Annotated in this window: 17 protein-coding genes; 14 read left to right on the top strand and 3 right to left on the bottom strand. The window is 69.9% G+C overall.

Annotated features, from left to right (window positions below; translation table 11 throughout):
- Positions 1-98 precede the first annotated feature (98 nt).
- Positions 99-1,358 carry a cytochrome P450 gene (locus FF096_RS21670; RefSeq protein ID WP_230462828.1) on the top strand — a complete coding sequence of 420 codons (1,260 nt, stop codon included), beginning with the start codon at positions 99-101 and terminating at the stop codon, positions 1,356-1,358.
- Positions 1,359-1,377: 19 nt separating this feature from the next.
- A complete protein-coding gene (locus FF096_RS21665; protein WP_155221371.1) occupies positions 1,378-2,832 on the top strand; it encodes a glycosyltransferase in 1,455 nt (484 codons plus the stop codon).
- Here FF096_RS21665 and FF096_RS21660 read toward each other — a convergent pair.
- Positions 2,805-4,277: a S1 family peptidase gene (locus FF096_RS21660; RefSeq protein WP_155221369.1), complete on the bottom strand. Its 1,473-nt coding sequence runs from the start codon at positions 4,275-4,277 to the stop codon at positions 2,805-2,807. The genes FF096_RS21665 and FF096_RS21660 overlap by 28 nt on opposite strands.
- A gap of 304 nt (positions 4,278-4,581) precedes the next feature.
- Positions 4,582-5,373: an MBL fold metallo-hydrolase gene (locus FF096_RS21655; RefSeq protein ID WP_155221367.1), complete on the bottom strand. Its 792-nt coding sequence runs from the start codon at positions 5,371-5,373 to the stop codon at positions 4,582-4,584.
- A 333-nt stretch (positions 5,374-5,706) separates the two neighbouring features.
- Between FF096_RS21655 and FF096_RS21650 the strand changes: the two genes are divergently transcribed.
- Together FF096_RS21650 and FF096_RS21645 are read left to right on the top strand one after the other, a co-directional pair.
- Positions 5,707-6,480, top strand: a complete 774-nt coding sequence (locus FF096_RS21650) for a hypothetical protein (protein WP_155221365.1) — start codon at positions 5,707-5,709, stop codon at positions 6,478-6,480.
- Positions 6,481-6,634: 154 nt separating this feature from the next.
- Complete coding sequence (locus FF096_RS21645) at positions 6,635-7,345, top strand: VOC family protein (protein ID WP_155221363.1); 711 nt, start codon at positions 6,635-6,637, stop codon at positions 7,343-7,345.
- A gap of 30 nt (positions 7,346-7,375) precedes the next feature.
- Here the strand turns inward: FF096_RS21645 and map are convergent, their stop codons facing one another.
- On the bottom strand, positions 7,376-8,188 hold the full coding sequence (gene map, locus FF096_RS21640; RefSeq protein ID WP_155221361.1) for a type I methionyl aminopeptidase: 813 nt from the start codon (positions 8,186-8,188) through the stop codon (positions 7,376-7,378).
- 75 nt (positions 8,189-8,263) lie between these two features.
- On the opposite strand from map, the gene FF096_RS21635 reads away from it, so the two are divergent.
- From FF096_RS21635 to fxsT, 10 genes are all read left to right on the top strand, one after another.
- On the top strand, positions 8,264-8,530 hold the full coding sequence (locus FF096_RS21635; RefSeq protein ID WP_155221359.1) for a helix-turn-helix domain-containing protein: 267 nt from the start codon (positions 8,264-8,266) through the stop codon (positions 8,528-8,530).
- A gap of 255 nt (positions 8,531-8,785) precedes the next feature.
- Positions 8,786-9,613, top strand: a complete 828-nt coding sequence (locus tag FF096_RS21630) for an SAM-dependent methyltransferase (protein ID WP_309223725.1) — start codon at positions 8,786-8,788, stop codon at positions 9,611-9,613.
- 176 nt (positions 9,614-9,789) lie between these two features.
- The gene (locus FF096_RS21625) at positions 9,790-10,245 is read left to right on the top strand and encodes a Fur family transcriptional regulator (RefSeq protein WP_155221347.1); all 456 of its coding nucleotides are present in this window, start codon (positions 9,790-9,792) and stop codon (positions 10,243-10,245) included.
- Complete coding sequence (gene katG, locus FF096_RS21620; RefSeq protein WP_155221345.1) at positions 10,242-12,518, top strand: catalase/peroxidase HPI; 2,277 nt, start codon at positions 10,242-10,244, stop codon at positions 12,516-12,518. Before FF096_RS21625 ends, katG begins: the two co-directional genes overlap by 4 nt.
- 160 nt (positions 12,519-12,678) lie before the next feature.
- The gene (locus tag FF096_RS21615) at positions 12,679-12,855 is read left to right on the top strand and encodes a hypothetical protein (RefSeq protein WP_155221343.1); all 177 of its coding nucleotides are present in this window, start codon (positions 12,679-12,681) and stop codon (positions 12,853-12,855) included.
- A gap of 6 nt (positions 12,856-12,861) precedes the next feature.
- Positions 12,862-15,213, top strand: a complete 2,352-nt coding sequence (locus tag FF096_RS27350) for an FxsB family cyclophane-forming radical SAM/SPASM peptide maturase (protein ID WP_309223724.1) — start codon at positions 12,862-12,864, stop codon at positions 15,211-15,213.
- On the top strand, positions 15,200-16,042 hold the full coding sequence (locus FF096_RS21605; RefSeq protein WP_155221341.1) for an aminoglycoside N(3)-acetyltransferase: 843 nt from the start codon (positions 15,200-15,202) through the stop codon (positions 16,040-16,042). Before FF096_RS27350 ends, FF096_RS21605 begins: the two co-directional genes overlap by 14 nt.
- An 84-nt stretch (positions 16,043-16,126) precedes the next feature.
- A complete protein-coding gene (locus tag FF096_RS21600; RefSeq protein WP_196222606.1) occupies positions 16,127-16,783 on the top strand; it encodes a TIR-like protein FxsC in 657 nt (218 codons plus the stop codon).
- Positions 16,780-18,027, top strand: coding sequence for a TIR-like protein FxsC (locus tag FF096_RS21595; protein ID WP_155221337.1), 1,248 nt, complete (start codon positions 16,780-16,782; stop codon positions 18,025-18,027). Before FF096_RS21600 ends, FF096_RS21595 begins: the two co-directional genes overlap by 4 nt.
- Positions 18,024-21,911 (top strand): FxSxx-COOH system tetratricopeptide repeat protein, encoded by a 3,888-nt coding sequence (gene fxsT / locus FF096_RS21590; RefSeq protein ID WP_155221335.1) that lies wholly within the window; start codon positions 18,024-18,026, stop codon positions 21,909-21,911. The genes FF096_RS21595 and fxsT overlap by 4 nt, the downstream gene beginning before the upstream one ends.
- Positions 21,912-21,939 lie beyond the last annotated feature (28 nt).

Raw genomic sequence — 21,939 nt, 5'->3', positions numbered from 1 at the left:
GCGTACTGGGTTGGCGATCGGCGACCGATTTCTCCCATCGGGCGAGGCGCGTGCCGGGCCCCGGGGGTGTGGTGCGGTGGACGACGCGGCACGGTCTGATGCGGCTCGCGATCACCGCCGCCGCGCGCCGGGGAGACACCCAGGCCCGTCTCTTTCTCGACCCGGCGGTCCGGGAGGATCCGTACCCGTTCTATCGCCAGGCGCGCCAGACCGGCGCGCTGGTACGCGGCCACCTGATGTGGAGCGCCACCCGGCACGACGTGGTCACCGAGATACTCCGCAGCGACGCGTTCGGCGTGCATCCGGCCACGGTGCCGGCGCCCCGTGCGGTCACGATGTTGCGCGCTCTCGGCAGGCGGGGAAAGCCGATCGGGCCGATCGACCCGCCGTCGATGCTGGTCACCGACCCACCCGAGCACACCCGCTACCGCCGGCTCGTCGTCAAGGTCTTCACCGCGCGGGCGATCGAGGCACTACGGCCCCAGGTGGAGCAACGCTGTGCGGACCTGCTTGACGACCTGGTCCGCGCCGCCTCGCCCCATGGGTCGGTGGACCTGGTCGCGCACTACGCCAGCCTGCTACCGGTCACCGTGATCGCGGAGATCCTCGGTGTGCCGGCGCAACAGCGACAGCGCTTCCTGGACTGGGGCGAGGCCATGTCCCCGGCGCTGGACCTGGGTCTGTCCCTCGGCCAGTACCATCGCGTCGAAACGGCGATCAGGCAGCTCAACGTGTGGCTGCGGGAGCACTTCGCCCGCCTGCGCGCGGAGCCCGGTGACGACCTGCTGAGCCAGTTGGTGCACCAGGACAGCGACGGTGACGGGCTGACCGAGGACGAGCTGGTCGCCCTCGCCGGCCTGCTGCTGGCGGCGGGCTTCGAGACGACGGTGAACCTCCTCGGCACCGGTACGGCGGTGCTGCTGGCCCACCCGGAGCAACTGGCGCTGCTGCGGGCCGAGCCGCACCGGTGGCCCAACGCGGTGGAGGAGATCCTGCGCTACGACGCCCCGGTGCAGACCACCGCGCGGTACTGCCGCTCCGACACCGAGGTGGCCGGGGTGCGGCTACGCCGGGGCGAGATCGTGGTGCCGATGTTGGGCGGGGCGAACCGGGATCCGGCCGTGTTCACCGAGCCGGATCGTTTCGACGTCACCCGGGCCAACGCCCGTGACCATCTCGCCTTCTCCAGCGGGGCGCACTACTGCCTCGGCGCCAACCTCGCCCGGCTGGAGGGCGAGGTCGGGCTGCGCAGTCTGTTCGAGCGTTACCCCGACCTGGCGTTGGACGGCGCACCACGGCGCCGGTCGACCCGCGTGCTCCGGGGCTACGACCACCTGCCGGTACGCCTGAAGCCGTGACCGGAGTCCGGGAGCCGGAGTGTCAGTAACCGAGGGTCCTGCGGCCCGTAGACCGATCATGTTCGCCAGCCCGTCGCATCCCGGGCAGCTCAACCCGCTGTTGACCATCGCCGCGGAGATGTCCCGACGGGGTGAACCCGACCTGTGGTTCAGCGTCGACGTCGAGGGTCGGCACCGGGTCGAGGCGGCGACGCTCGGCAGCCCGGTGCGATACCTGCCCGGCGCCGACACGCCGGTGCGGATCGAAGGCGACCTGTACGCGGCGATGACCAGAGGCCCGCGTACCACCGCCGGTCTGGCCGCCCTCGCCCGTACGACGCGTACGGCCGACGCCACCGCGCAGGTCTATGAGCGCAACCTCGCCCACATCGAGCGGGTCCGTCCCCGGCTGATGGTCATCGACGTGATGAACCTGGGCGCGCTCGACGCGGCGACCACCATGGGCGTGCCCTACGTGCTGAGCGTGCCGTACCCGATCAGCGCCGTCTATCTGAGCCGGTTGCCGTGGGGCTACCCGACGCCGACCTCGGGGCTGCCGCGCCGACTGACCGGGGCGCGGAGACTGACCAACGCGCTGTACCGCGTACGGCTCCAGGCGGCGCTGCTGCGCGCGGTGGCCGGGCCGACCTGGCGGCGTCGGGCCCAGGGCCTGGCCAACGCGACCGGCGACCCCGCGAGGTACGCCGCCGACGCGGTCGCCGTCTTCGGGTACACGGTGTTCGGGCTGGAGTATCCCTTTCCCGCGCCGGACCACCTGCACCTGTTGGGCGCGATGGTGCCCCAGGAGGTGGCCCCGGGCCGGTCCCACGACGAACTCACCGAGTGGCTGGACCGGCAACCCAGCGTGGTCTACGTCTGCCTGGGCACCCTGGCCACCCTCACCACCGCCCAACTCGACGCGTTCGCGGAGGCCCTCGGCAGGCTCGGCCCGGAACACCAGGTGCTGTGGAAGCTGCCGGATGCGCAACGTGCCGCGTTGACCAGGCTGCCGCCGAACGTGCGGGTGCAGGAGTGGATTCCGTCCCAGCTGGAGGTGTTGGCGCACCCTCGGGTCCGGGCCTTCGTCTGCCACGGTGGCGCGAACGGCTTCCACGAGGGCGTCCACTTCGGGCAGCCGATGCTGGTCACCCCGTTCTGGCTGGACTGCTACGACATCGCCGCCCGAGCGGTCGACGCGGGGGTCGGACTGGCCCTCGACGCTCCGCCCCGGGTGGATCCGGACGAGGTGGCCGGGAAGCTTCGTCGGCTGCTGTCCGAGGACGGTTTTCGGCAGCGCAGCCGGTACTGGGGTGAGCAGAGCCGCAAGGCCGGCGGGGTGGCCCGCGCGGCGGACCTGTTGCGGCAGTTCGCCGGCCGTGACCAGTGGCCACGGCTGAGCGGTCTGGGCGGACCGGGACTGACGGCGGGGCGCGGAGCAGAGCCGCACCCCGCCGTGTCGTCGACGGGTCAGGGGTTGGTGATGCCCACCGAGTAGCTGCCGGAGCCGCTGTACGCGTACACCTCGAAGCGGTAGTAACCCGCCGTGCCGTTGTAGGTCAGCGACTCGTCAGGCCCGGGGCTGTACGAGCCGGCCACGTCGACCCAGCTGGAGCCGTTCCACTTCTGCAGGTAGAGGTCGAAGTCGACGCCGTTGGGTCCGTCCAGGCAGCCGCGGTGGGTGCCCGAGGTGGACGAGTAGTAGTAGCTGCCGTTGGGGTGGAACTGGCTCTGCCGGGAGGAGATGCTGCCGTTGTAGGTCGCCTGGTAGCCGCTGCAACCGGTGGTCGGCGGCGGTTCGTTGCCACCACCACTGGTGCGCAGCGTCAACCCGTACGCGGAGAGGATCTCGTTGACCGGCTGGAAGTAGGTGGTGCCGCCGGAGGAGCAGTTGCCGGAGCCGCCGGAGGTCACCCCCTGTGCCTGCTGACCGGAGAGCCAGGAGCCGCCCGAGTCACCCGGCTCGGCGCAGGCGTTGGTTCGGGTCAGTCCGCTGACCGAGCCCTCGGCGTAGTTGACGGTCTGGTTCTTGGCCTGGATGGTGCCGCACCGCCAACCGGTGGTCGAGCCGGAGCGGCAGACCGCCGCGCCGACGGCGGCCTCGGTGGAACCGGCGACCGTGACGTTGGCGCCGGAGTAGTTGTTCACCCAGGGCTGCGGGGTCCAGTTCGAGTTGGTCTGCACCCAGCCGTAGTCGTTGCCCGGGAACGAGGAGCCACGGAAGGTGCCCTGGGCCACCTGGTTGTAGCCCTGGGTCGCGGTGCCGGTGCGTCCGCAGTGTCCGGCGGTGACGAAGCCGCCGGTCACCGAGAACCCGACCGAGCAGCGCCCGCCCATGTAGTACGCGTCTCCGCCGCGTACGTCGTAGAGCAGCCGGGGAGACTCGGTCGTGGTCACCACGCGGACCGCGGCGGCGTCGACCCGGCTGGCGCGGACGAACTTCGCGGCGGCGGCGGCGTCTCCGTTGGCGAGGACCACGACCGTGTTGGTCGTGACGTCGACGTACCAGCCGGGAACCGCACCGGCGGGCGCGTGGGCGGCGTGACGGTCCAGCGTCGCCTTGATCCGGTCCAACTCGGCGCCACTGCGGTCCACGACCGTCGCCCGGGCTCCGGCGGCCTTGACCCGGTTCGCGGCCGTCTTGCTGGTGACGGCGACGACCAGGCCGTCGGTGGTCATCCAACCGCCGGCGTACGACGAACCGAGCGACTTGCGGAGACTGGCGTCGGTGCGGGTCCCCTTGTCGTCCCGGGCGATCCGGTCGCGCGCCTCGGTCGGGCTCAGGCGGAGGTCACGCTGCATCGCGGCGAGCATCTCCGACGATGCGGCTGCCCCGGTGCCGGGGGCCGACGGTGGTGCCGCGGCGGCGGGGGGCACCGCGACGGCGATGGCACCGACGGGCAGCAGCATCGCTGCTGCCGCGAGGGTGAGGACACGTCTCATCTGTTGCCTCCTGTGGAAACAGCGGCGCGGAGATGGGGGTGCGCCGCGTCGGGCGGGGGATCCCGCCGCGCTTCGCCCTCGGGGTTTGGCGACGGTGTCGCGGCTGGGAGCCCGTCGACCTGGCCGGTGCCGCTGCCGGGCGCCTCGGTGGGGCGCCAGCCGGATCAGGTGGGCCACCTCAACCTAGCCCAACTTATAGAGGAATCTCTATATCAACTGGCTCATACCAAGGCGTCGCCGTTGCCGGGCCGGGCCGAGAAGGTGGGTGGCGGCGGGGGGAGGGACCGCCGCCACCCGGGCGCGGTCAGACCGTGAGGGAGCTGGCCGCGCCAGGGGTAAGCCAGTGCAGGCCCGCGCGGACCGTGGACGGTGCGGAGGCGAAGGCGGCCTCGATCGCCTGTCGGCCCTCGCTGAAGTGGCCCCATCCCTCGTAGTGCACCGGCAGCACGGTGTGGGGGCTGATCAGCCCGCACAGCTCGGCGCCCTCCTCGGCGCTCATCGTGTACCGCAGCGGACCGGTGAGGCCGAAGCGCACCGCTCCGAGGTGCAACACGACGGTGCCGATGTCGAACCGGTCGGCGACCTCGCGCACCCCGTCGTAGAGCACGGTGTCGCCGGTGATCCAGAGTGGTCCGTGTCGCTGGCCGTCCCAGCGCAGCGCGAAACCGGTCACCTCGCCGACGACCGGCCGGCTCAGCGGCGGACCATGCCGACACGGAGTCGCCGTGACCTCGATGGTCGGCCTGCCGGGTGCCGTGAGCGTGGTGTGCTGCCAGGGTGCCAGCCCGGTCGTGCCGGCGCCGAGTCGCCGGCCGCCGGCCACGGTGGTGACGACCCGGCCCACGGTCGGCAACAGGGCTCGGCCGGTGTCGTCGAGGTTGTCGGCGTGGTGGTCATGGGTCAGCAGCACCGCGTCGAGGTCGCCGAGTGACTCCGCCGGTAGCGCGGGGCCGGTGAGCTTGCGTGACGCGGTGCCCCAGCCGAATCGGTAGGTCCGGCCGGGCGCGTCGAACGTCGGATCGGTGAGTAGCCGCCAGCCGTCGATCTCGATCAGCACGGTCGGACCGCCGATGTGCGTGATCCGGACGTCGGTCATGGCGGGCACTCCTCTGGGCCGGCGAGGTTGAATGCAGTATGCGCGGTGTCGGGATGCCGGACAACGCCTAGGCGGAGGGTGTCCGTGCCGAGCGCCGTCCTGAGAGGACGGCTGCCGCGTCGCCGTCGCGGGAGCCCGCAGAGATTCAACCTCTGCTATATATGGGAACGCTTCCAAGCTCGGGGGTCGTGGCCGGAGATGGCTCCGCCCCATCCACGTTCAACCCTCCTACCAGGGCTTTCGTCGCTGTCGCCGAAAGCGTCGCAGGTCGGATGTCTGGACGCCGCTGCCCCTGCCACATCGTGGTGCGGGGAATCTGTTCATGGAGGAACCATGCGCAACATTCTCGCCGCGTTGGCCGCCCTGATGGTCGGCGTGACGGCCGGCAGTGTGCCGTCCGATGCCGCCGGTGCCTCCCACCGTGGCTCCTGCGCCCGACACATGCTTTTCTGCGAGGACTTCGAGCGTCTCCCACGCGGAGGTGCCAGCACGCTGGACTGGGGCATCGACACGCGCAACGGCACCCTCACCGTGGAACGCGCCCACCGGGGCAACCAGGTGTTGCACGTGCACACGGTCGACAATGGGCGTGCCTTCCTGCGGGTCGACGACTTCGCCGCACCGGGCAACCGCTTCTACGGCCGGATGCGGCTGCGGGTCGACGCCTTCCCGACCGCTCCCGACTGGGCGCACTTCACCCTCGTGGAGGTGACCGGCACCGGTAGCTCGGAGATCGTCCGGCCGGTCGGCGGCCAGTACGCGCCGACGGTCCCCGGAATCTTCTGGGGCGTGGGTGCCGACGGCGGGCCGACCGGTGACTGGACGAACTGGCGGGAGTCCGCGCCGGTCGTCGAGGACACCTGGCAGTGCTTCGAGTGGAGGCTCGACCCGGCGGACAACCGCGTCGACGTGTGGATCGACGGCGTGGCGAACCCGGAGTTGACCGCCTCCACCAACAACCACGGCGGCAACGACGTGCCGTTCATCCTGCCGACGGTGAACACCGTGAAGATCGGTTGGCAGCTCTACCAGGGCGGCACCACCCCGGGCGCGTTCGACCTCTGGATCGACGACATCGCACTATCCACCAAGCGCCTCGGCTGCTGACCCGCGCTACCGCCACCTGCCGTCGACCTGACCCGGACCGCGGCCGCCGGGCTCCGCCGCCGAAATCGGCTGTGCCCGGCGCCGCTGGGTCCTTACCCTCCATCGAACAGGCGGCGGACGGTGTGCGTCGACCGCCGGACGATGGGGGAACGTGATGACCTGTCAGCTGGTCGCGGTGTGTTTCGACGCGAGCCGACCGCTGCGGCTGGGGCAGTTCTGGGCCGCCCTGCTCGGCCGGGAGGCCGTCCACGACGCCGACGGCACGCTGCTGCCGGGCACGGACACCCAGCTCGGGCTCCGGTTCGTGGCGAGCAGCGCGGCGCGGGTGGAGACCAACCGGGTACATCTGCACCTCACCAGCGCCGACCCCGCCGACCAACGGCACACGGTGGCGCGGGCGGTCGCCCTCGGCGCCGGTCATCTGGACCTCGGGCAGCGCCCGGAGGAAGGACACATCGTCCTGACCGACCCGGAAGGCAACGCGTTCTGCGTGATCGAGCCGGGCAACGACTTTCTCGCCGGTTGTGGTTTCCTCGGCGAGATCGCCTGCGAGGGCACTCGGGAGGTCGGCCTCTTCTGGAGCGCGGCGCTGGGCTGGCCGCTCGTCTGGGAGCAGGGGCAGGAGACCGCCGTGCAGTCACCGGCCGGCGGCACCAAGGTCGCCTGGGGAGGCCCGCCCCTGCCGCCGAAGCAGGGCAGGAACCGGCAGCGCTTCGACCTCGCTCCGCCGAGCCACGGCGATCAGCAACCGGAGGTCGACCGGCTGGCCTCCCTCGGCGCCACGCTGATCGAGGTCGGTGAGGACGGGAGTGTCATGCTCGCCGACCCCGACGGCAACGAGTTCCGGGTGTTGGCACCTCGATAGCCCGGCGGACCGGCTCCTGTCGCTGTCGGTTCAGCAGGCGGCAGCGGAGCTCTCGGCGGGGTCGGCCGAGGCGTGGCCGGGGCGGCGGGTCAGGACCCGAGGTCCGGAGGCCGTGATGGCGACCGTGTGCTCGGAGTGGGCGGTGCGGGAACCGTCCGCCGAGCGGATCGTCCAGCCGTCCGGGTCGTACCTGATCTTGTCGGTGGTGCGGCAGAGCCAGGGCTCGATGGCGATGGTGAGGCCGGGGTCGAGTCTCAGCCCGCGACGCGGGCGACCCTGGTTGGCCACGTGCGGAGCCTCGTGCATGGTGCGTCCGATGCCGTGGCCGCCGAACTCGGAGTTGACCCGGTAGCCGTACGAGTGCGCGACCTCGCCGATCGCGGCGGAGACGTCGCCGAGACGGCCGCCGGGCTGGGCGGCCGTGATCGCGGCCTCCAGCGCCACCTCGGTGGCCTCGATCAGTCTCAGGTCCGCCGGGTCGGGGGTGCCGACGATGACGGAGAGCGCGGAGTCGGCGACCCAGCCGTCGATGCCGACCGCCATGTCGATGCTCAGCAGGTCGCCGTCGCGCAGGACGTAGTCGTGCGGAAGGCCGTGCAGCACCGCGTCGTTGACCGACAGGCACAACACGTTGCGAAACGGCCCTCGGCCGAACGAGGGGGCGTAGTCCCAGTAGCAGGACTCCGCGCCGCGTTCGGAGATCCGGCGGCGGGCGTGATGCTCCAGCTCCATCAGGTTGACGCCGACCATGGCGAGACCGCTCAACTCGGCGAGCAACTCGCCGACGAACTGGCCGGTCACCGCCATCCGGTCGATCTCCTCGGCCGACTTTAGCTCGATCATCTCGGTCCCCTCGCCGCCTGCCGGTATTTTTATACCACGTCTGGATCGGCTGATCGGGAGGGCTATCCTGCTGGCATGGTTCGCCAACCGCTCACTGCCGCACAGGTCGCCGCAGGTCAGCGACTCGGAGCCGCCCTGCGGGCGGCGCGGGGCGACCGCAGTCTCGCCGAGGTGGCCCTGGCAGCCGGCATCTCTCCCGAGACGCTGCGCAAGATCGAGGCGGGCCGCCTGCCCGCTCCGGCGTTCGGCACGGTGGTCTGCCTCGGTCAGGCCCTGGACGTCCCCCTCACCGACCTGGCCGAGGTCTGGCGGTCCGGCATGCCTGCCCGGCAGGCGTCGTAGGGATCGCCCTCGCCGACGATCGTCCACGCGGAGTGTCACGCTGAGTTGACCGGAGCCCGGCTTATGTCACGCTGAGGTGGCCGTGGGAGCGTTCCAACGAAACGACCATTTAGGATGGTCGGCGGCGACCGGCTGCGGTGAGTGATGTGACACGCACCGGCGTCGCGACCGAAAGCGCTTCGACGTCCGACTGCACCCAGTCCCGCGTGAGGCGGTTCGGCCGGCCGTGACCCGGTGTGGACGAGGAGACGAACTGTGGCGAGTCAAGAGGTGGCACCCTCCGGGGTCGACATGAGCGTGCCGAGTGTCGCCCGGGTGTACGACTTCATGCTCGGTGGCAAGGACAACTTCGCGGTGGACCGCGCCGTCGCCGAGCACGCCCTCAGCATCACGCCGGACGGGCCGGAGGCGGCCCAGGCGAACCGGTCCTTCCTGCGTCGGGTGGTGCGGTTCCTCGCCGCGGAGCAGGGCATCGACCAGTTCCTCGACCTCGGGTCGGGCCTGCCCACCCAGGGCAACGTGCACCAGGTCGCCACGGCCTGCAACCCGCAGTCGAGGGTGGTCTACGTCGACAACGACCCGATCGTGCTGGCGCACGGACGGGCGCTGCTGGCCGACGCGGGCACCACGACGGTGTTGCAGGCCGACGTCCGATCGCCGGAGGCCATCCTGGATCATCCGGAGACGCGCCGTTTCCTGGACTTCGACCGCCCCGTCGGGCTGCTGCTGTTCGGGATCCTGCACCACCTGCGCGACGACGAGAACCCGAAGGGGGTGGCGGCGAGGTTGGTCGCGGCCCTGCCGTCGGGCAGCTACGTCGCGATCTCCCACTTCCGCGATCCCGGCGATCGGGCTCCGGACGCCTCCCGTAAGGCGCGCGAGGTCGAGCGCATCTTCAACGAGTCCCTCGGCACCGGCCGCTGGCGTACCGACGAGGAGATCCTCTCCTACGTCGAGGGCCTGGAGGTGCTGGAGCCGGGTCTGGTGCCGTTCGCCGAGTGGCGACCCGCGCCGGGTGAGTCCCTGCCGGCCCAGAGCGACACGTACCACACCTTCGTCGGGCTTCTCGCGCGTAAACCCTGACCCCGACGCTCGCCCGTGCCGGTCGGTCAGCCCGACCGGCACGTCGGCGTACGCCCCCACCGTCACCCGCTACCAACCGTCTGCCCCCGGCACCGCCGGCATCGGCCTACGGGTGCCTCCGCGTGTCGTACGCCTGAAAACTTGATTCATTCCAGAAGAGTGATAGGTTCGTCGGCATGACGGCCGACTTCGAGGCGCAGCTACGAGCGGTCTCGTTGCGCGTGACCCGACCCCGGTTGGCGGTGCTCGCGGCGCTACGTGATCACCCGCACGTCGACACGGACACCGTGATCCGGTTGGTCCGTGCCGATCACCCCACCGTCTCCCACCAGGCGATCTACGATGTGCTGCGGGCGCTCACCGACGCTGGTCTGGTGCGGCGCATCCAGCCCACCGGAGCGGTCGCCCGATACGAGTCCCGGGTGGGGGACAACCACCACCATGTCGTGTGCCGTTCCTGCGGCGTGATCGCCGACGTGGACTGCGCCGTCGGCTCCGCCCCCTGCCTCACCGCCTCCGACGACCACGGGTTCGTGCTCGACGAGGCGGAGGTCGTCTACTGGGGCGCCTGCCCCGACTGCACGACCGCACGCACCACCAGTGATCCGCAAGGTCGGAAGGAAGCACATTGAGTAACGCACAGCACGACGGCCCGTCCAGCGCCCAGGGCGTGGACAAGAAGGCGGCGGCCGGCTGCCCGGTCGCGCACGACTCGGTGACCGCCCACGGCAGCGAGAGCGAGAACCCGGCGATCGACTCGCCGACTCCGAAGACCGGCGGCCGTCCGCGCACGAACCGGGACTGGTGGCCCAACCAGCTCGACCTTTCGGTGCTGCGCGCCCACTCGTCGAAGGTCAACCCGCTGGGGGAGGACTTCAGCTACGCCAAGGAGTTCGCCAAGCTCGACGTCGAGGCGCTCAAGCGGGACATCACCGAGGTCCTCACCACCTCGCAGGACTGGTGGCCGGCCGACTTCGGCCACTACGGCGGCCTGATGATCCGCCTGAGCTGGCACGCGGCGGGCACCTACCGCATCCACGACGGTCGTGGTGGTGCCGGTGACGGCAGCCAGCGCTTCGCCCCGCTCAACAGCTGGCCGGACAACGCCAACCTGGACAAGGCCCGCCGCCTGCTCTGGCCGGTCAAGCAGAAGTACGGCCAGAAGATCTCCTGGGCCGACCTGCTCGTGCTCGCCGGCAACGTGGCCCTCGAGTCGATGGGCTTCAAGACCTTCGGCTTCGGTTTCGGCCGCGAGGACGTCTGGGAGCCCGAGGAGATCTTCTGGGGTCCGGAGGACACCTGGCTCGGTGACGAGCGCTACGTCTCCGAGAAGGAGATGTCGCAGGAAGTCGGCGCGACCGAGATGGGTCTGATCTACGTCAACCCCGAGGGCCCGCGCGGCAACGCGGACCCGCTGGCGGCGGCGCACTTCATCCGGGAGACCTTCGCCCGGATGGCGATGAACGACGAGGAGACCGTGGCGCTCATCGCCGGTGGCCACACCTTCGGCAAGACGCACGGCGCGGCGGTCGCCGACAACCACGTCGGCCCGGAGCCCGAGGCCGCGCCGCTGGAGGCGCAGGGCCTGGGCTGGCTGAGCACGTACGGCAGCGGCAAGGGCCCCGACACGATCACCAGCGGCCTCGAGGTCACCTGGACCGACCGGCCGACGCAGTGGAGTAACCGCTTCTTCGAGATCCTCTTCGGGTACGAGTGGGAGCTGACCACCAGCCCCGGCGGGGCCAAGCAGTGGGTCGCCAAGGACGCCGAGGCGATCATCCCGGACCCCTACGACCCGGCGAAGAAGCACAAGCCGACGATGCTCACGACCGACCTGTCGCTGCGCGTCGACCCGGCGTACGAGAAGATCTCCCGCCGCTTCCTGGAGCACCCCGACGAGTTCGCGCTGGCCTTCGCCAAGGCCTGGTACAAGCTGCTGCACCGCGACATGGGCCCGGTCAGCCGCTTCCTCGGGCCGTGGGTGCCGGAGCCTCAGCTGTGGCAGGACCCGGTGCCGGCCGTCGACCACGAGCTGGTGGACGAGGCCGACATCGCCTCGCTCAAGGAGAAGGTCCTGGAGTCCGGCCTCACCACCGCCCAGCTGGTCACCACCGCCTGGGCCTCGGCGGCGAGCTTCCGGTACACCGACAAGCGTGGCGGTGCCAACGGCGCCCGCATCCGTCTCGAGCCGCAGCGCAGCTGGGAGGTCAACCAGCCGGAGCAGCTCGCGACCGTGCTGGGCACCCTGGAGGGCATCCAGCAGGAGTTCAACTCGGCGGGCGGGGCGAAGATCTCCCTCGCGGACCTGATCGTGCTGGCCGGCTCGGCCGCCGTCGAGAAGGCGGCGCGGGAGGCGGGCGTGAAGATCACGGTCCCGTTCCACCCCGGCCGCACCGACGCCAGCCAGGAGCAGACCGACGTCGAGTCGTTCCGGGTGCTGGAGCCGCGCGCCGACGGGTTCCGCAACTACCTGCGTGCCGGGGAGAAGACCCAGCCGGAGACGCTGCTCGTCGACCGCGCGTACATGCTCAACCTGACCGCGCCCGAGATGACCGTTCTCGTCGGCGGCCTGCGCGCCCTCGGTGCCAACGTCGGTGGTAGCCGCCACGGCGTGCTCACCGACCGGCCCGGCGTGCTCACCAACGACTTCTTCGCCAACCTGCTCTCCCCGGGCACCCGGTGGAAGGCGTCGGAGTCCGAGGAGCACGTGTACGAGATCCGGGACCTGGCCACCGACCAGGTGAAGTGGACCGCGACCGCGGTCGACCTCATCTTCGGTTCCAACAGCCAGCTCCGGGCACTCGCCGAGGTCTACGCCAGCGACGACGCCCGCGACAAGTTCGTGGCCGACTTCGTGGCCGCCTGGACCAAGGTGATGGAACTCGACCGGTTCGATCTGGCCTGATCCGACCGACGACGAGCCCCGGGTGATCTCGACGATCACCCGGGGCTCGTCCCCGTCACGGGACATTACGGCGGGTCGTCTCTATGCTACTAATTGGAGTGACGTTCGCCGCTCCGCCGACCGATCCGTTTGCAGGCACCGGCATTGAGGGGAGTCATCCGTGGCCCATGCCGCACCCGTCGAGGCACAGCAGACGTCAACCGATCTCACTGTCCTTCTGCGCACCCCGCTTGGTGAGCTCTCCACCGAGCAGGTCCGGCCCCTGGTACGCCGGATCATCGAGGACCGCGACCGCGTCGAGGCGGTCGACGTCGCGGTGTTCGGTTCGGCCATCTGATGCCCGGTGTCCACGACACCAGGCGAATCTGCTCCATGGCCGCCCAGCCTCAGCGAGTACGTCCTGAAGGTGCACAGCCGATGTGATCTGGCCTGTGACCACTGCTACGTCTACGAACACGCGGACCAGAGCTGGCGGGCCCGACCGCGACAGATCGCCCGGGAGACGGTGGACGCCGCCGCTTTCCGGATAGCCGAGCACGCCCGAGAACGCGGTACGCGTCGAGTGCGTCTGGTGTTGCACGGCGGCGAACCGCTGCTGCTGGGCGCGGGCGGGCTGGCGATGGTACTCACCCGGCTGCGTGCCGCCATCGAGCCGGTCGCCGAACTGGACCTCCGGATGCAGTCCAACGGGGTGTTGCTCACCCCGGGACTGTGCGACCTGTTCGTGGAGCACGGCGTGCGGGTCGGCATCTCTTTGGACGGTGACGCGGCGGCCAACGACCGGCACCGACGTTTCGCCAACGGGGCCAGTAGTCACGCCCAGGTCCGGCGGGCACTGGCCCTACTTCGCCGGCCGGAGTATCGCCGCTGCTACGCGGGCATTCTCTGCACGATCGACGTGCGCAACGACCCCGTCGGTGTCTACCGGGCGTTGTTGGCCGAGGAGCCGCCCCGGATCGATTTCCTGCTGCCGCACGCGACCTGGGTCGATCCGCCGCCGCGGCCGGGCGGTGTCACCTCGTACGCGGACTGGCTGCTCACGATCTACCGGTTGTGGGTCCGCGACGGCCGGCCGGTCGACATTCGACTGTTCAACTCGTTGCTGGCCACTGCGGTAGGCGGGCGAAGCGGCACCGAGGTGGTCGGGCTCGATCCGTCGGGCCTCGCGGTGATCGAGACCGACGGCGCATGGGAACTGGCCGACTCGATGAAGACCGCGTTCGACGGCGCGGCCGGAATCGGCTTGGACGTCTTCCAGCACTCGGTGGACGTGGTGATCTCACATCCGGAGTTCGTTCGCAACCGACGTGGTCTGACTGGACTCTGCCAAACCTGCCGGGAATGTTCCGTCGTCGGGCAGTGCGGCGGTGGGCTGCGGGCGCACCGCTACTCCGCTGCGGGTGGGTTCGACAATCCGTCGGTCTACTGCGCTGACCTGAAGAAGCTGATTGTCACGATGAACCGTGAACCACCGGAGACCGCCTTGGCGGCCCATCCGAGCCACGCTGCCGGTGACCGGCTTCTCGACGGCCTGCCGGCCGCCGACCTGCTGGACGATCTCGGTACCGGTCAGGGGTCGGAGGCCAGCCTGCAACGGCTCGCAGCCGCCCAGCTCGCCTACGTGCGGGCACTGCTGGTCCAGATCGCCGACCGGGTCGCCAGCACGCCGTTCGCCGCAGCGTGGGAGCTGATCGTCCGGCTCGACGAGGAGGCGACCGACGCGGTCTCGGCCACCTTCGCCCACCCCTACCTGCGGCGGTGGGCCCGGCACTGTCTCGCTCCTGCCGCTGGGGAGGACCCTGACTGGGGGTACCTCGGCGCGCTGGCCGCAGCCGTGGCCGTGCGGGCGGGCGTCGACACGGACATCGAGGTGCCGCTGCGCGCCGGGCTGGTGCATCTGCCGGGCCTCGGCGCGCAGGCCATCGACGCGCCGGGTGAACGGCGTGCTCGCCTGTCGGTCACGGGCGGCGGGTTCACGGCCCGTGCCGGGAGGTCGGTCGTCACGGTGCCACCGGCCGGGGGCAGCTCTCCGGCGGGATGGGTGCCCGTACATCAGGTCGAGCTGGACGGCTGGACGGTGTCGATAGACGACCTCGACCCGTACCGGGATTGCTACCAGTGGCCGGTGACCGGCCGGCTCGACCCGGCGCAGCTGGCGTCCTGGCGGGGGTCGTTGGCTGCCGCCTGGACCCGTATCGAACGCTCTGCGCCCGGTCAGGTCGCGGGACTACGGACGGGGCTGTGGACCATCACCCCACTGCGCGCGGATCCGGGCGGTCGGCTGCGCAGCGCCGCATCCCGGGACGCCTTCGGCGCGCTCGGCACCGTACAGGCTTCCCCGGACTCGCTTGCGGAGCTGCTGGTGCACGAGTTCCAGCACGTCAAACTCGGCGCGGTGCTGGATGTGAGTCAGCTGTACGACCCGACGTACCGGAAGCGACTCAGCGTGCCGTGGCGTGAGGATCCACGACCGCTGGAGGGCGCCCTCCAAGGCACGTACGCGCACATGGCCATTGCCGACATCTGGCGGGCCCGGCCCGGTGACCTGGCCCGACAGCGGCACCGCCAGTACTTCCGGTGGACGGAGCGTGCCATCGACGAGCTGGCGGGCACCGGTGCGCTCACCGAGCACGGGCAGCGCTTCGTGCGGCGGATGCGCCAGACCATGGACTCATGGTCCGATGACCCACGTTGACCGAGCGGGCCGTTCCGACCGTGCCGATCCCGCCGAGGTCGACCGGCTCGCCGCCGACCTGACCACGCTCGGCGTGCGGGCCGACCAAGACCTGTTGGTGCACTGCTCCATGCGTCGGATGGGACCGGTGACCGGCGGACCGGCGACGCTGCTGGCCGCGCTGCGTCGCGTGGCCGGTCCGGCGGCGACGGTCGTCGTGCCGGCACAGACCGCTGGCAGTTCGCCCACCAGCCCGGCCTTCCGAGCCGCCACCAACGGGCTGGACGCGGTGGAACAGGCAGCCTACGAGGCTCGGCTGCCCGGGTTCGATCCGGCGACCACTCCGTCCGAGGGGATGGGGGTCTTCGCCGAGTATCTGCGGCAGCAGCCCGGCGCGACGCGTAGCACTCACCCGCTCACGTCGTTCGCCGCCCTCGGCCGACGCGCGGCGGAATTCACTGCGGTCCACGACCTGGACTGCCACCTCGGGGAGCGCTCGCCACTGGGGCGTCTCTACCAGGCCGGTGCCGCGGTCCTGCTGCTCGGTGTGGGCTACACGAGCTGTACGGCCCTGCATCTGGCGGAGTACCGCACGCAGGCACGACGACCGGCAGGCCCACCGCCGGAGCGGTCCTATCGCTGTTACGTCCTGGTGGGCGGGCGGCGGGAGCGGCGCGATTTTCGCGCACCGTCGCTCGACATGAGTGATTTCGCCGAGCTCGGTGCGGCAATCGAGGCGAATCTGCCAGTCGGTCGCGGCCTCGTCGGCACAGCACCGACCCGGTTGCTCGATCTGCGCGATGCGGTCGACTTCGCGACAACCTGGATGGCGGGGCATCGCCGACCGTAAAGCGGTATAGACCCATCCGTGCGGGTGTGCTTACCTTGGGCGACGGCGCGATGGCACCTGCGGTCGATGGTGGGGGAGCGACAGTTGGGTGACGACAGGGTGGTGGACGATCCGTTCGCTCCACTGTTCTTTGTCAGCTACGCCGTCATCAAGCCACCGTTGCGGGCGCCCGGTGGCCGGCGGGAGGCCAACACGAACGCGCTACGACTCTTCACCGAGCTGTCCATTCACGTGAACGCCTTGGTGAGCCGTCAGGCCGGCGCGGATCCCGGGTTCATCAACCGGACCATGCGCGGCGGCGAGAAATGGACCCCGGAGCTGCTGGAGGCCGTCGGGACATGCCAGGTCTTCGTCGCCCTGCTGTCTCCGGCCTATCTCGACAGCGAGTGGTGCGAGCGCGAGTGGGATCTGTTCACCCGCCGGACGATCATGCGCCGCGACGGTCGGCCCACCCACGAGACCTGCATCTTACCGGTGTGCTGGGCGCCGGAGGATTCGTGCGAGCCGCCCGACGGTCTCGAGTGGTTCTCCCCGGAAGGCACCCCGGACGAGAACGTGGTGCCGAGATACCACCAGGAGGGCCTGTACGGGCTGCTCTCCATGAAGGACGACGCGAGCGACGTGGTGATCTGGAAGTTGGCGCAGCGCATCGTCGAGTTGACCCGATCGCACTGGGTGGAGCCGAAAGTGCTCAGCGAGCCGAGCCGGCACCCCAGGAAGTTCTCCAGGAGGGACAGATGAGCGGGATCGGGGCGACGGCGGCACCCGTGTCGGTCGACCGCGGCACGTACTTCTTCCTCAGCTACGCCCATTCTCCGCCGATGCTGGAGGATCCCCGGCTGGACCCGGACAAGTGGGTCAAGGTGTTCTTCGACGATCTGTCGGCGGCGATCCGCGGTCAGATCTCCGTCCCGGACGACCAGCAGGTCGGGTTCTTCGACGCGCAGTTGAGCTCCGGTGCGGACTGGGAAGAGACGTTGACCATCGCGCTCGGTAACACACAGGTGTTCGTGCCGCTCTACTCGCCCGCGTATCTCAGCAACTCTTGGCCGCTCGGCGAGTTGGAGGCGTTCCGGCGTCGGCTGAAGGCATCCACGGTCGGTGAGAAGTACCGACACATCGTGCCGGTCCTGTGGATCCCACTGCCACCGTGGGACCAGACGGCCGAAACCCGTGAGGCGCTCGAACTCGCCGGTGATGTCGTCGGGTACGCCGAGAACGGGTTACGCGCGCTGTGCATGCTCGCCAGCTACCGCTCGGCGTACCGGGAGGTGCTGAACCGCATCGCGACGGAGATCACGCAGATCGCGCAACGGCATCCATTACCGTCCTCCGTGGTGCCGAAGGTGGCCGACGCGCGTTCCACCTCGCGGGCGGACGCACAGTTCGTGGTGGTTGTCGCCGCACCGACCCGGGCCGAGGCGCCGGCGGAGGGTGCGCCCGGGGTCTACGCCGATCGCAGCGAGCAGTGGCGCCCGTTCGGGCAGGACCAGGCGTTGCCCGCCGCCAAGTACGTGGCGAGCACCGCCGAGCGGCTGGGCTTGTCCACCCACATCACCAGCTTCGCCAATGCCGGGGATGTGATGGCCCGCTGTCCCTCGGTGCTACTAGTCGATCCGTGGATCGTCAGTGACAGTGCCGGGGAGCATGACCTGGCGCTCGTGCTCAAACGGCTGCCTCGGTGGGTGATTCCGCTGGTGGTGCTCAATGAGAACGATCCGTTGGCCAGATCCGCAGGAGATCGGTTCGCAGATCGGGTCGCGCGGATCTTCGACCGCGCCAATCGGCCGACGGCGAGGCGGATCAGCCAACTGTCGGAGTTCGTCAAGATCATGCCGGAGTTGGTGACCGAGGCCCGCCGCCAGTTCCTCAAGAACGCACCCGTCGTGCCGACGGACCGACCCCGGGTTCGGCGACCACAGCTCGGTCGGCCCGAAACGTCAGGTGGCAGCAACGTGTTTCCAGGTGCAGAAGAGGATCGATGACTGACGAACGCAACGGCCAGGTGGTCACGTTCTACTCGTTCAAGGGTGGTACGGGCCGGACCATGGCATTGGCAAACGTGGCGTGGATCCTGGCGGCGAACGGTAAGAAGGTGTTGGTCGCCGACTGGGATCTCGAGTCGCCGGGTCTACACCGGTTCTTCCATCCGTTCATCGACTTGAGTGTCCTGCCCGGCACCGGCGGGGTCATCGACATGATTCGCGCTTTCGAGACCCAGGCGTCGGCCAAGGATTCCGACGGGCTGCCGAAGAGCCGGCTGCTGCCGAACGGTTGGGAGGCGGAGTACGCGAGGGTGCAGCGGTTCGCGTTCTCGCTGAACTACACCTTCCCCGGTGGGGGTAGCCTCGACTTCCTGTCCGCCGGCCGACACAACCGGGACTATGCTGCCGGGATCAGTGGCCTGGACTGGGACGTGTTCTACGACGGACTGGGCGGTGCGGCGTTCATCGACGCGTTGCGCGAGGACATGCGGCGCAACTACGACTACACGTTGATCGACAGTCGGACCGGGCTGAGCGATGTGGCCAGCATCTGCACGATCCACCTGCCGGACGTGCTAGTCGACTGCTTCACGTTCAGCGACCAGGGCATCGAAGGCGCGGCCCAGGTGGCCCGCGAGGTGACCGAACGGTATGTCAACCACCGTCGGATCCGGGTGCTGCCGGCACCGATGCGGGTCGACCCGGCGGAACAGGACAAAGCCAACGCCGGACGCGCGCTGGCCATGCACCGCTTCGCGGGCCTGCCGGCCGGTATGAGCGAGAGCGACCGCCGCGACTACTGGGCCGAGGTCGAGGTGCCCTATGTGGCCTACTACGCGTATGAGGAGACGCTGGCGACCTTCGGCACCGACCGATCGATGCTGTCGGCGTACGAGCGGCTAACCGCGGCGATCACCGACGGCCAGGTCCGGTCCCTGCCGCGGCTGGACGATGCGGTACGCAGCCAACTGCGGTCACAGTACGAACGCAAGAGGTTCCTGCCGCAGGGGGAGATCCTGCTGCGCTACGCGCCGAAGGACGAGGTCTGGGCGGAGTGGATCGTGCGGATCCTCGGCCTGGTCGGCATCCAGGTCCTCGACGGGGGGTCACCTTCGCTTCGCCGGGGAGCCACGCCGATCCGGACGCTGACTGTCGTGTCGACGTCGTACGCGGAGACCGCGCCGGAGGCGTTGCCGCCGTCGGAGACCCCCGGCTCCGGCACCCCGCTGGCCGTGTACATCGACGATGTCAAGCCACTGCCTGAGTTCACGCTGGAGACGTCGGTCTTCCTCAACGGTGTGACGAGGGCGACCGATGCGGCGGCGAGTCTGCTGCGGCTGGTCGGCCGTGTCGAGCAGACCAGCGCGGACGTGACTGCGGCGACCGGGACCCGCTATCCGGGTGCTGGTCCGGAACTGCAGAAGACGCCGGTCGCCAACGTCCAATTCATCGGGCGCGACGATGAGCTGCGCAGGTTGCGGAGGCTACTCCAGGCCGGTGCCAGCCGTGGATACTCTCTGGTCGCACTGCGCGGGATGGGTGGTGTGGGCAAGAGCCAGATCGCCCTGGAGTACGTCCATCGCTTCCGGACGGCTTATGACCTGGTGTTCTGGATCGAGGCCGACCCGAAGGCGCTCGTCGACTCGTCGTTGGTGGATCTCGGCCAACGGATGGGGCTGCCTGAGGCGGTGAACATCCCGGCCGCGATCCGTCAGGTGCACGACACGCTGATCCGCGGTGACCGCTATCCGCGCTGGCTGCTGGTCTTCGACAACGTCGCGGACTACCGGGAGATCGAGGAGTTCCTGCCGCAGGGCGGGCGGGGCCACATCATCATCACCGCTCGGGAACGGACCTGGGAAGAGAGCGCGGAGACCGTCGAGATCAGTCCGTTCAGCCGGGCCGAGAGCATCGCGCATCTCCGGCGCCAGGTAACCAGCCTTTCCGAGCCGGACGCGGACCGCGTCGCCGAGGCACTCGGCGACCTGCCGATCGCCCTCACCGTCGGTGGCGCCCTGCTGGCTGATAGCGGTGGTTCGGTGGACGACTACCTGGTCGCGTTGGCCGAGGACGGCGCCGCCCTGGAGACCTGGGGACCATCCCTGGACCGGCTGAAGGCGGATTCACCCGGCGCGTACCGCCTGCTGGAGATCTGCTCGGTGCTGTCGGTGAAGGTCTCCATCGAACTGCTCAACAGCAGGGGTATCGGAGATCTGCTGCGGCAGGCCGACCCGTCGGTACCGACCCGCTCCGGCGCCGCGAGACTGATCCAGCGCATCAACCGGCTGGCGCTGCTGCGGCTCGACACCCGAGCGCAACAGATCGAGATCCACCGCCTGCTGCGCGACGCCGTCCAACGTCGGATGACCGAGGAGGAGCGGCAGAGCATCCGCCGGCAGGTGATCAGTGCCCTGGCCGCGGCCCGGCCGGACAGCGACGTGGACGTGGCGGACAACTGGGAACGCTTCCGAATGCTCTGGCCCCACCTGGAGGAGTCGCAGGTAGCCATGCAGGCGGCGCTCGACTCCGACGATCCGGCGGTGCTGGAGTTGCTGGTCGAGCGGGTGCGTTACATCTGGCTGCGCGGGGTGCTGGGCCAGGCCCGTGAACTTGGCGAGCGGATCCTCGGGGCATGGAACGACCGGCTTCAGGCGAGCACCGACCCCGACGAGCAGGAGATGCTGCGCCCGCCGCTGCTGCGGCTGCGCTTCAACTTCGGCAACATCCTGCGCTCACAGGGCCACTTCGAACAGGCTCACGCATTCGACGAGGAAACCCTCGCCCAGCAGCGGGAACTGCTCGGTCCGACGCACGCCGACGCGCTGATGACCGCAGGTGGGCTCGCCGCCGACCTGCGCGGTCTTGGCAGGTACGCCGATGCGCTGAAGCAGGACGAGCAGACCTACGCGATGTGGTCGCGGGACTTCGGTGAGAACTTCCCACGTACCTTGGCGGCATTGAACAACCTGGCCGTGTCGATGCGACTCAACGGCAGGGTCGCCGAGGCGCAACGGCTGGACCAGCAGGTTTACGAGCAGCGCCGGGTGATGTTCGGCCGGCTCAATCCCTGGACCCTCGCCTCGGCCGTGAACCTGGCCCGAGACCTGCGGGAGTCCGGCGAGTACGACCGTTCCCTGGTGCACTCGCAGGAGGTGTTCACCGACTTCCAGAAGCTGTCCGGTGTCAACGCACTGGCTACGCTCGGTGCGCAGACGAACCTGGGGGTGGCGCTGCGCACGGTGGGTCGGTCCGCCGAGGCGGCCCAACTCCTCGACGCCGCGTACGACGCGTTGCGGGCGACGTACGGGGAGGACAGCCCGGACACGCTGGCGGCCCGGCTGAGCCGGGCGACGAACCTGCTGGCGCTCGATGACCCCGCCGGAGCCGAGGGAGAGTTGCGGGCAGTGCAGGCGCTCTACCGGGCGTTGCTCGGTCCGCGACACCCACACACGTTGATCTGCGAGAACAACCTCGCGGTGGCGGCCCGGGCGCTGGGCGAGCGGGAGCCTGCCCGGTTGTCGGCTCAGGTGGCGGCTGGTGGGCTGGGTGAGGTGCTCCATGCGCAGCACCCGTTCGTGCTCGCCGCCCAGATGAACCTGGCGATCTGCAAGGCGGAGACCGGGGATCTCGCCGGAGCGTTCGAGCTGATGGACGACCTGCGTAAGGTGCTGCGGAGCGTGCTCGGGCCCCAGCACCCGGACACCCTGCGGGCCGCGGCCAACCTGGCGTTGCTTCGTCACCTGCGGGACCCGGATCCAGCACCGGAGGAACTGGACGCGGCGGTGGCCGAGCTGGTCAAGCGGCTCGGTGGTGGTCATCCGGACGTGCGTGCGCTCGGTCAGCGGAAGCTGCTCGATCGGGTGCTGGATCCGCACCCGTTCTAAGTGGTGCGGCGACCTCGCCGCGACTCGC

The sequence above is a fragment of the Micromonospora sp. CP22 genome, assembly GCF_009712475.1.
Classification (GTDB): domain Bacteria; phylum Actinomycetota; class Actinomycetes; order Mycobacteriales; family Micromonosporaceae; genus Micromonospora.
This window is presented reverse-complemented; position numbering and strand designations above follow the sequence as displayed.

Coding starts and splice junctions, on each gene's coding strand:
- FF096_RS21670 (WP_230462828.1), top strand. CDS start 99: ATGCGGCTCGCGATCACCGCCGCCGCGCGCCGGGGAGACACCCAGGCC.
- FF096_RS21660 (WP_155221369.1), bottom strand. CDS start 4,277: ATGAGACGTGTCCTCACCCTCGCGGCAGCAGCGATGCTGCTGCCCGTC.
- FF096_RS21655 (WP_155221367.1), bottom strand. CDS start 5,373: ATGACCGACGTCCGGATCACGCACATCGGCGGTCCGACCGTGCTGATC.
- FF096_RS21650 (WP_155221365.1), top strand. CDS start 5,707: ATGCGCAACATTCTCGCCGCGTTGGCCGCCCTGATGGTCGGCGTGACG.
- FF096_RS21645 (WP_155221363.1), top strand. CDS start 6,635: ATGACCTGTCAGCTGGTCGCGGTGTGTTTCGACGCGAGCCGACCGCTG.
- map (WP_155221361.1), bottom strand. CDS start 8,188: ATGATCGAGCTAAAGTCGGCCGAGGAGATCGACCGGATGGCGGTGACC.
- FF096_RS21635 (WP_155221359.1), top strand. CDS start 8,264: ATGGTTCGCCAACCGCTCACTGCCGCACAGGTCGCCGCAGGTCAGCGA.
- FF096_RS21625 (WP_155221347.1), top strand. CDS start 9,790: ATGACGGCCGACTTCGAGGCGCAGCTACGAGCGGTCTCGTTGCGCGTG.
- FF096_RS21605 (WP_155221341.1), top strand. CDS start 15,200: ATGACCCACGTTGACCGAGCGGGCCGTTCCGACCGTGCCGATCCCGCC.
- FF096_RS21595 (WP_155221337.1), top strand. CDS start 16,780: ATGAGCGGGATCGGGGCGACGGCGGCACCCGTGTCGGTCGACCGCGGC.
- fxsT (WP_155221335.1), top strand. CDS start 18,024: ATGACTGACGAACGCAACGGCCAGGTGGTCACGTTCTACTCGTTCAAG.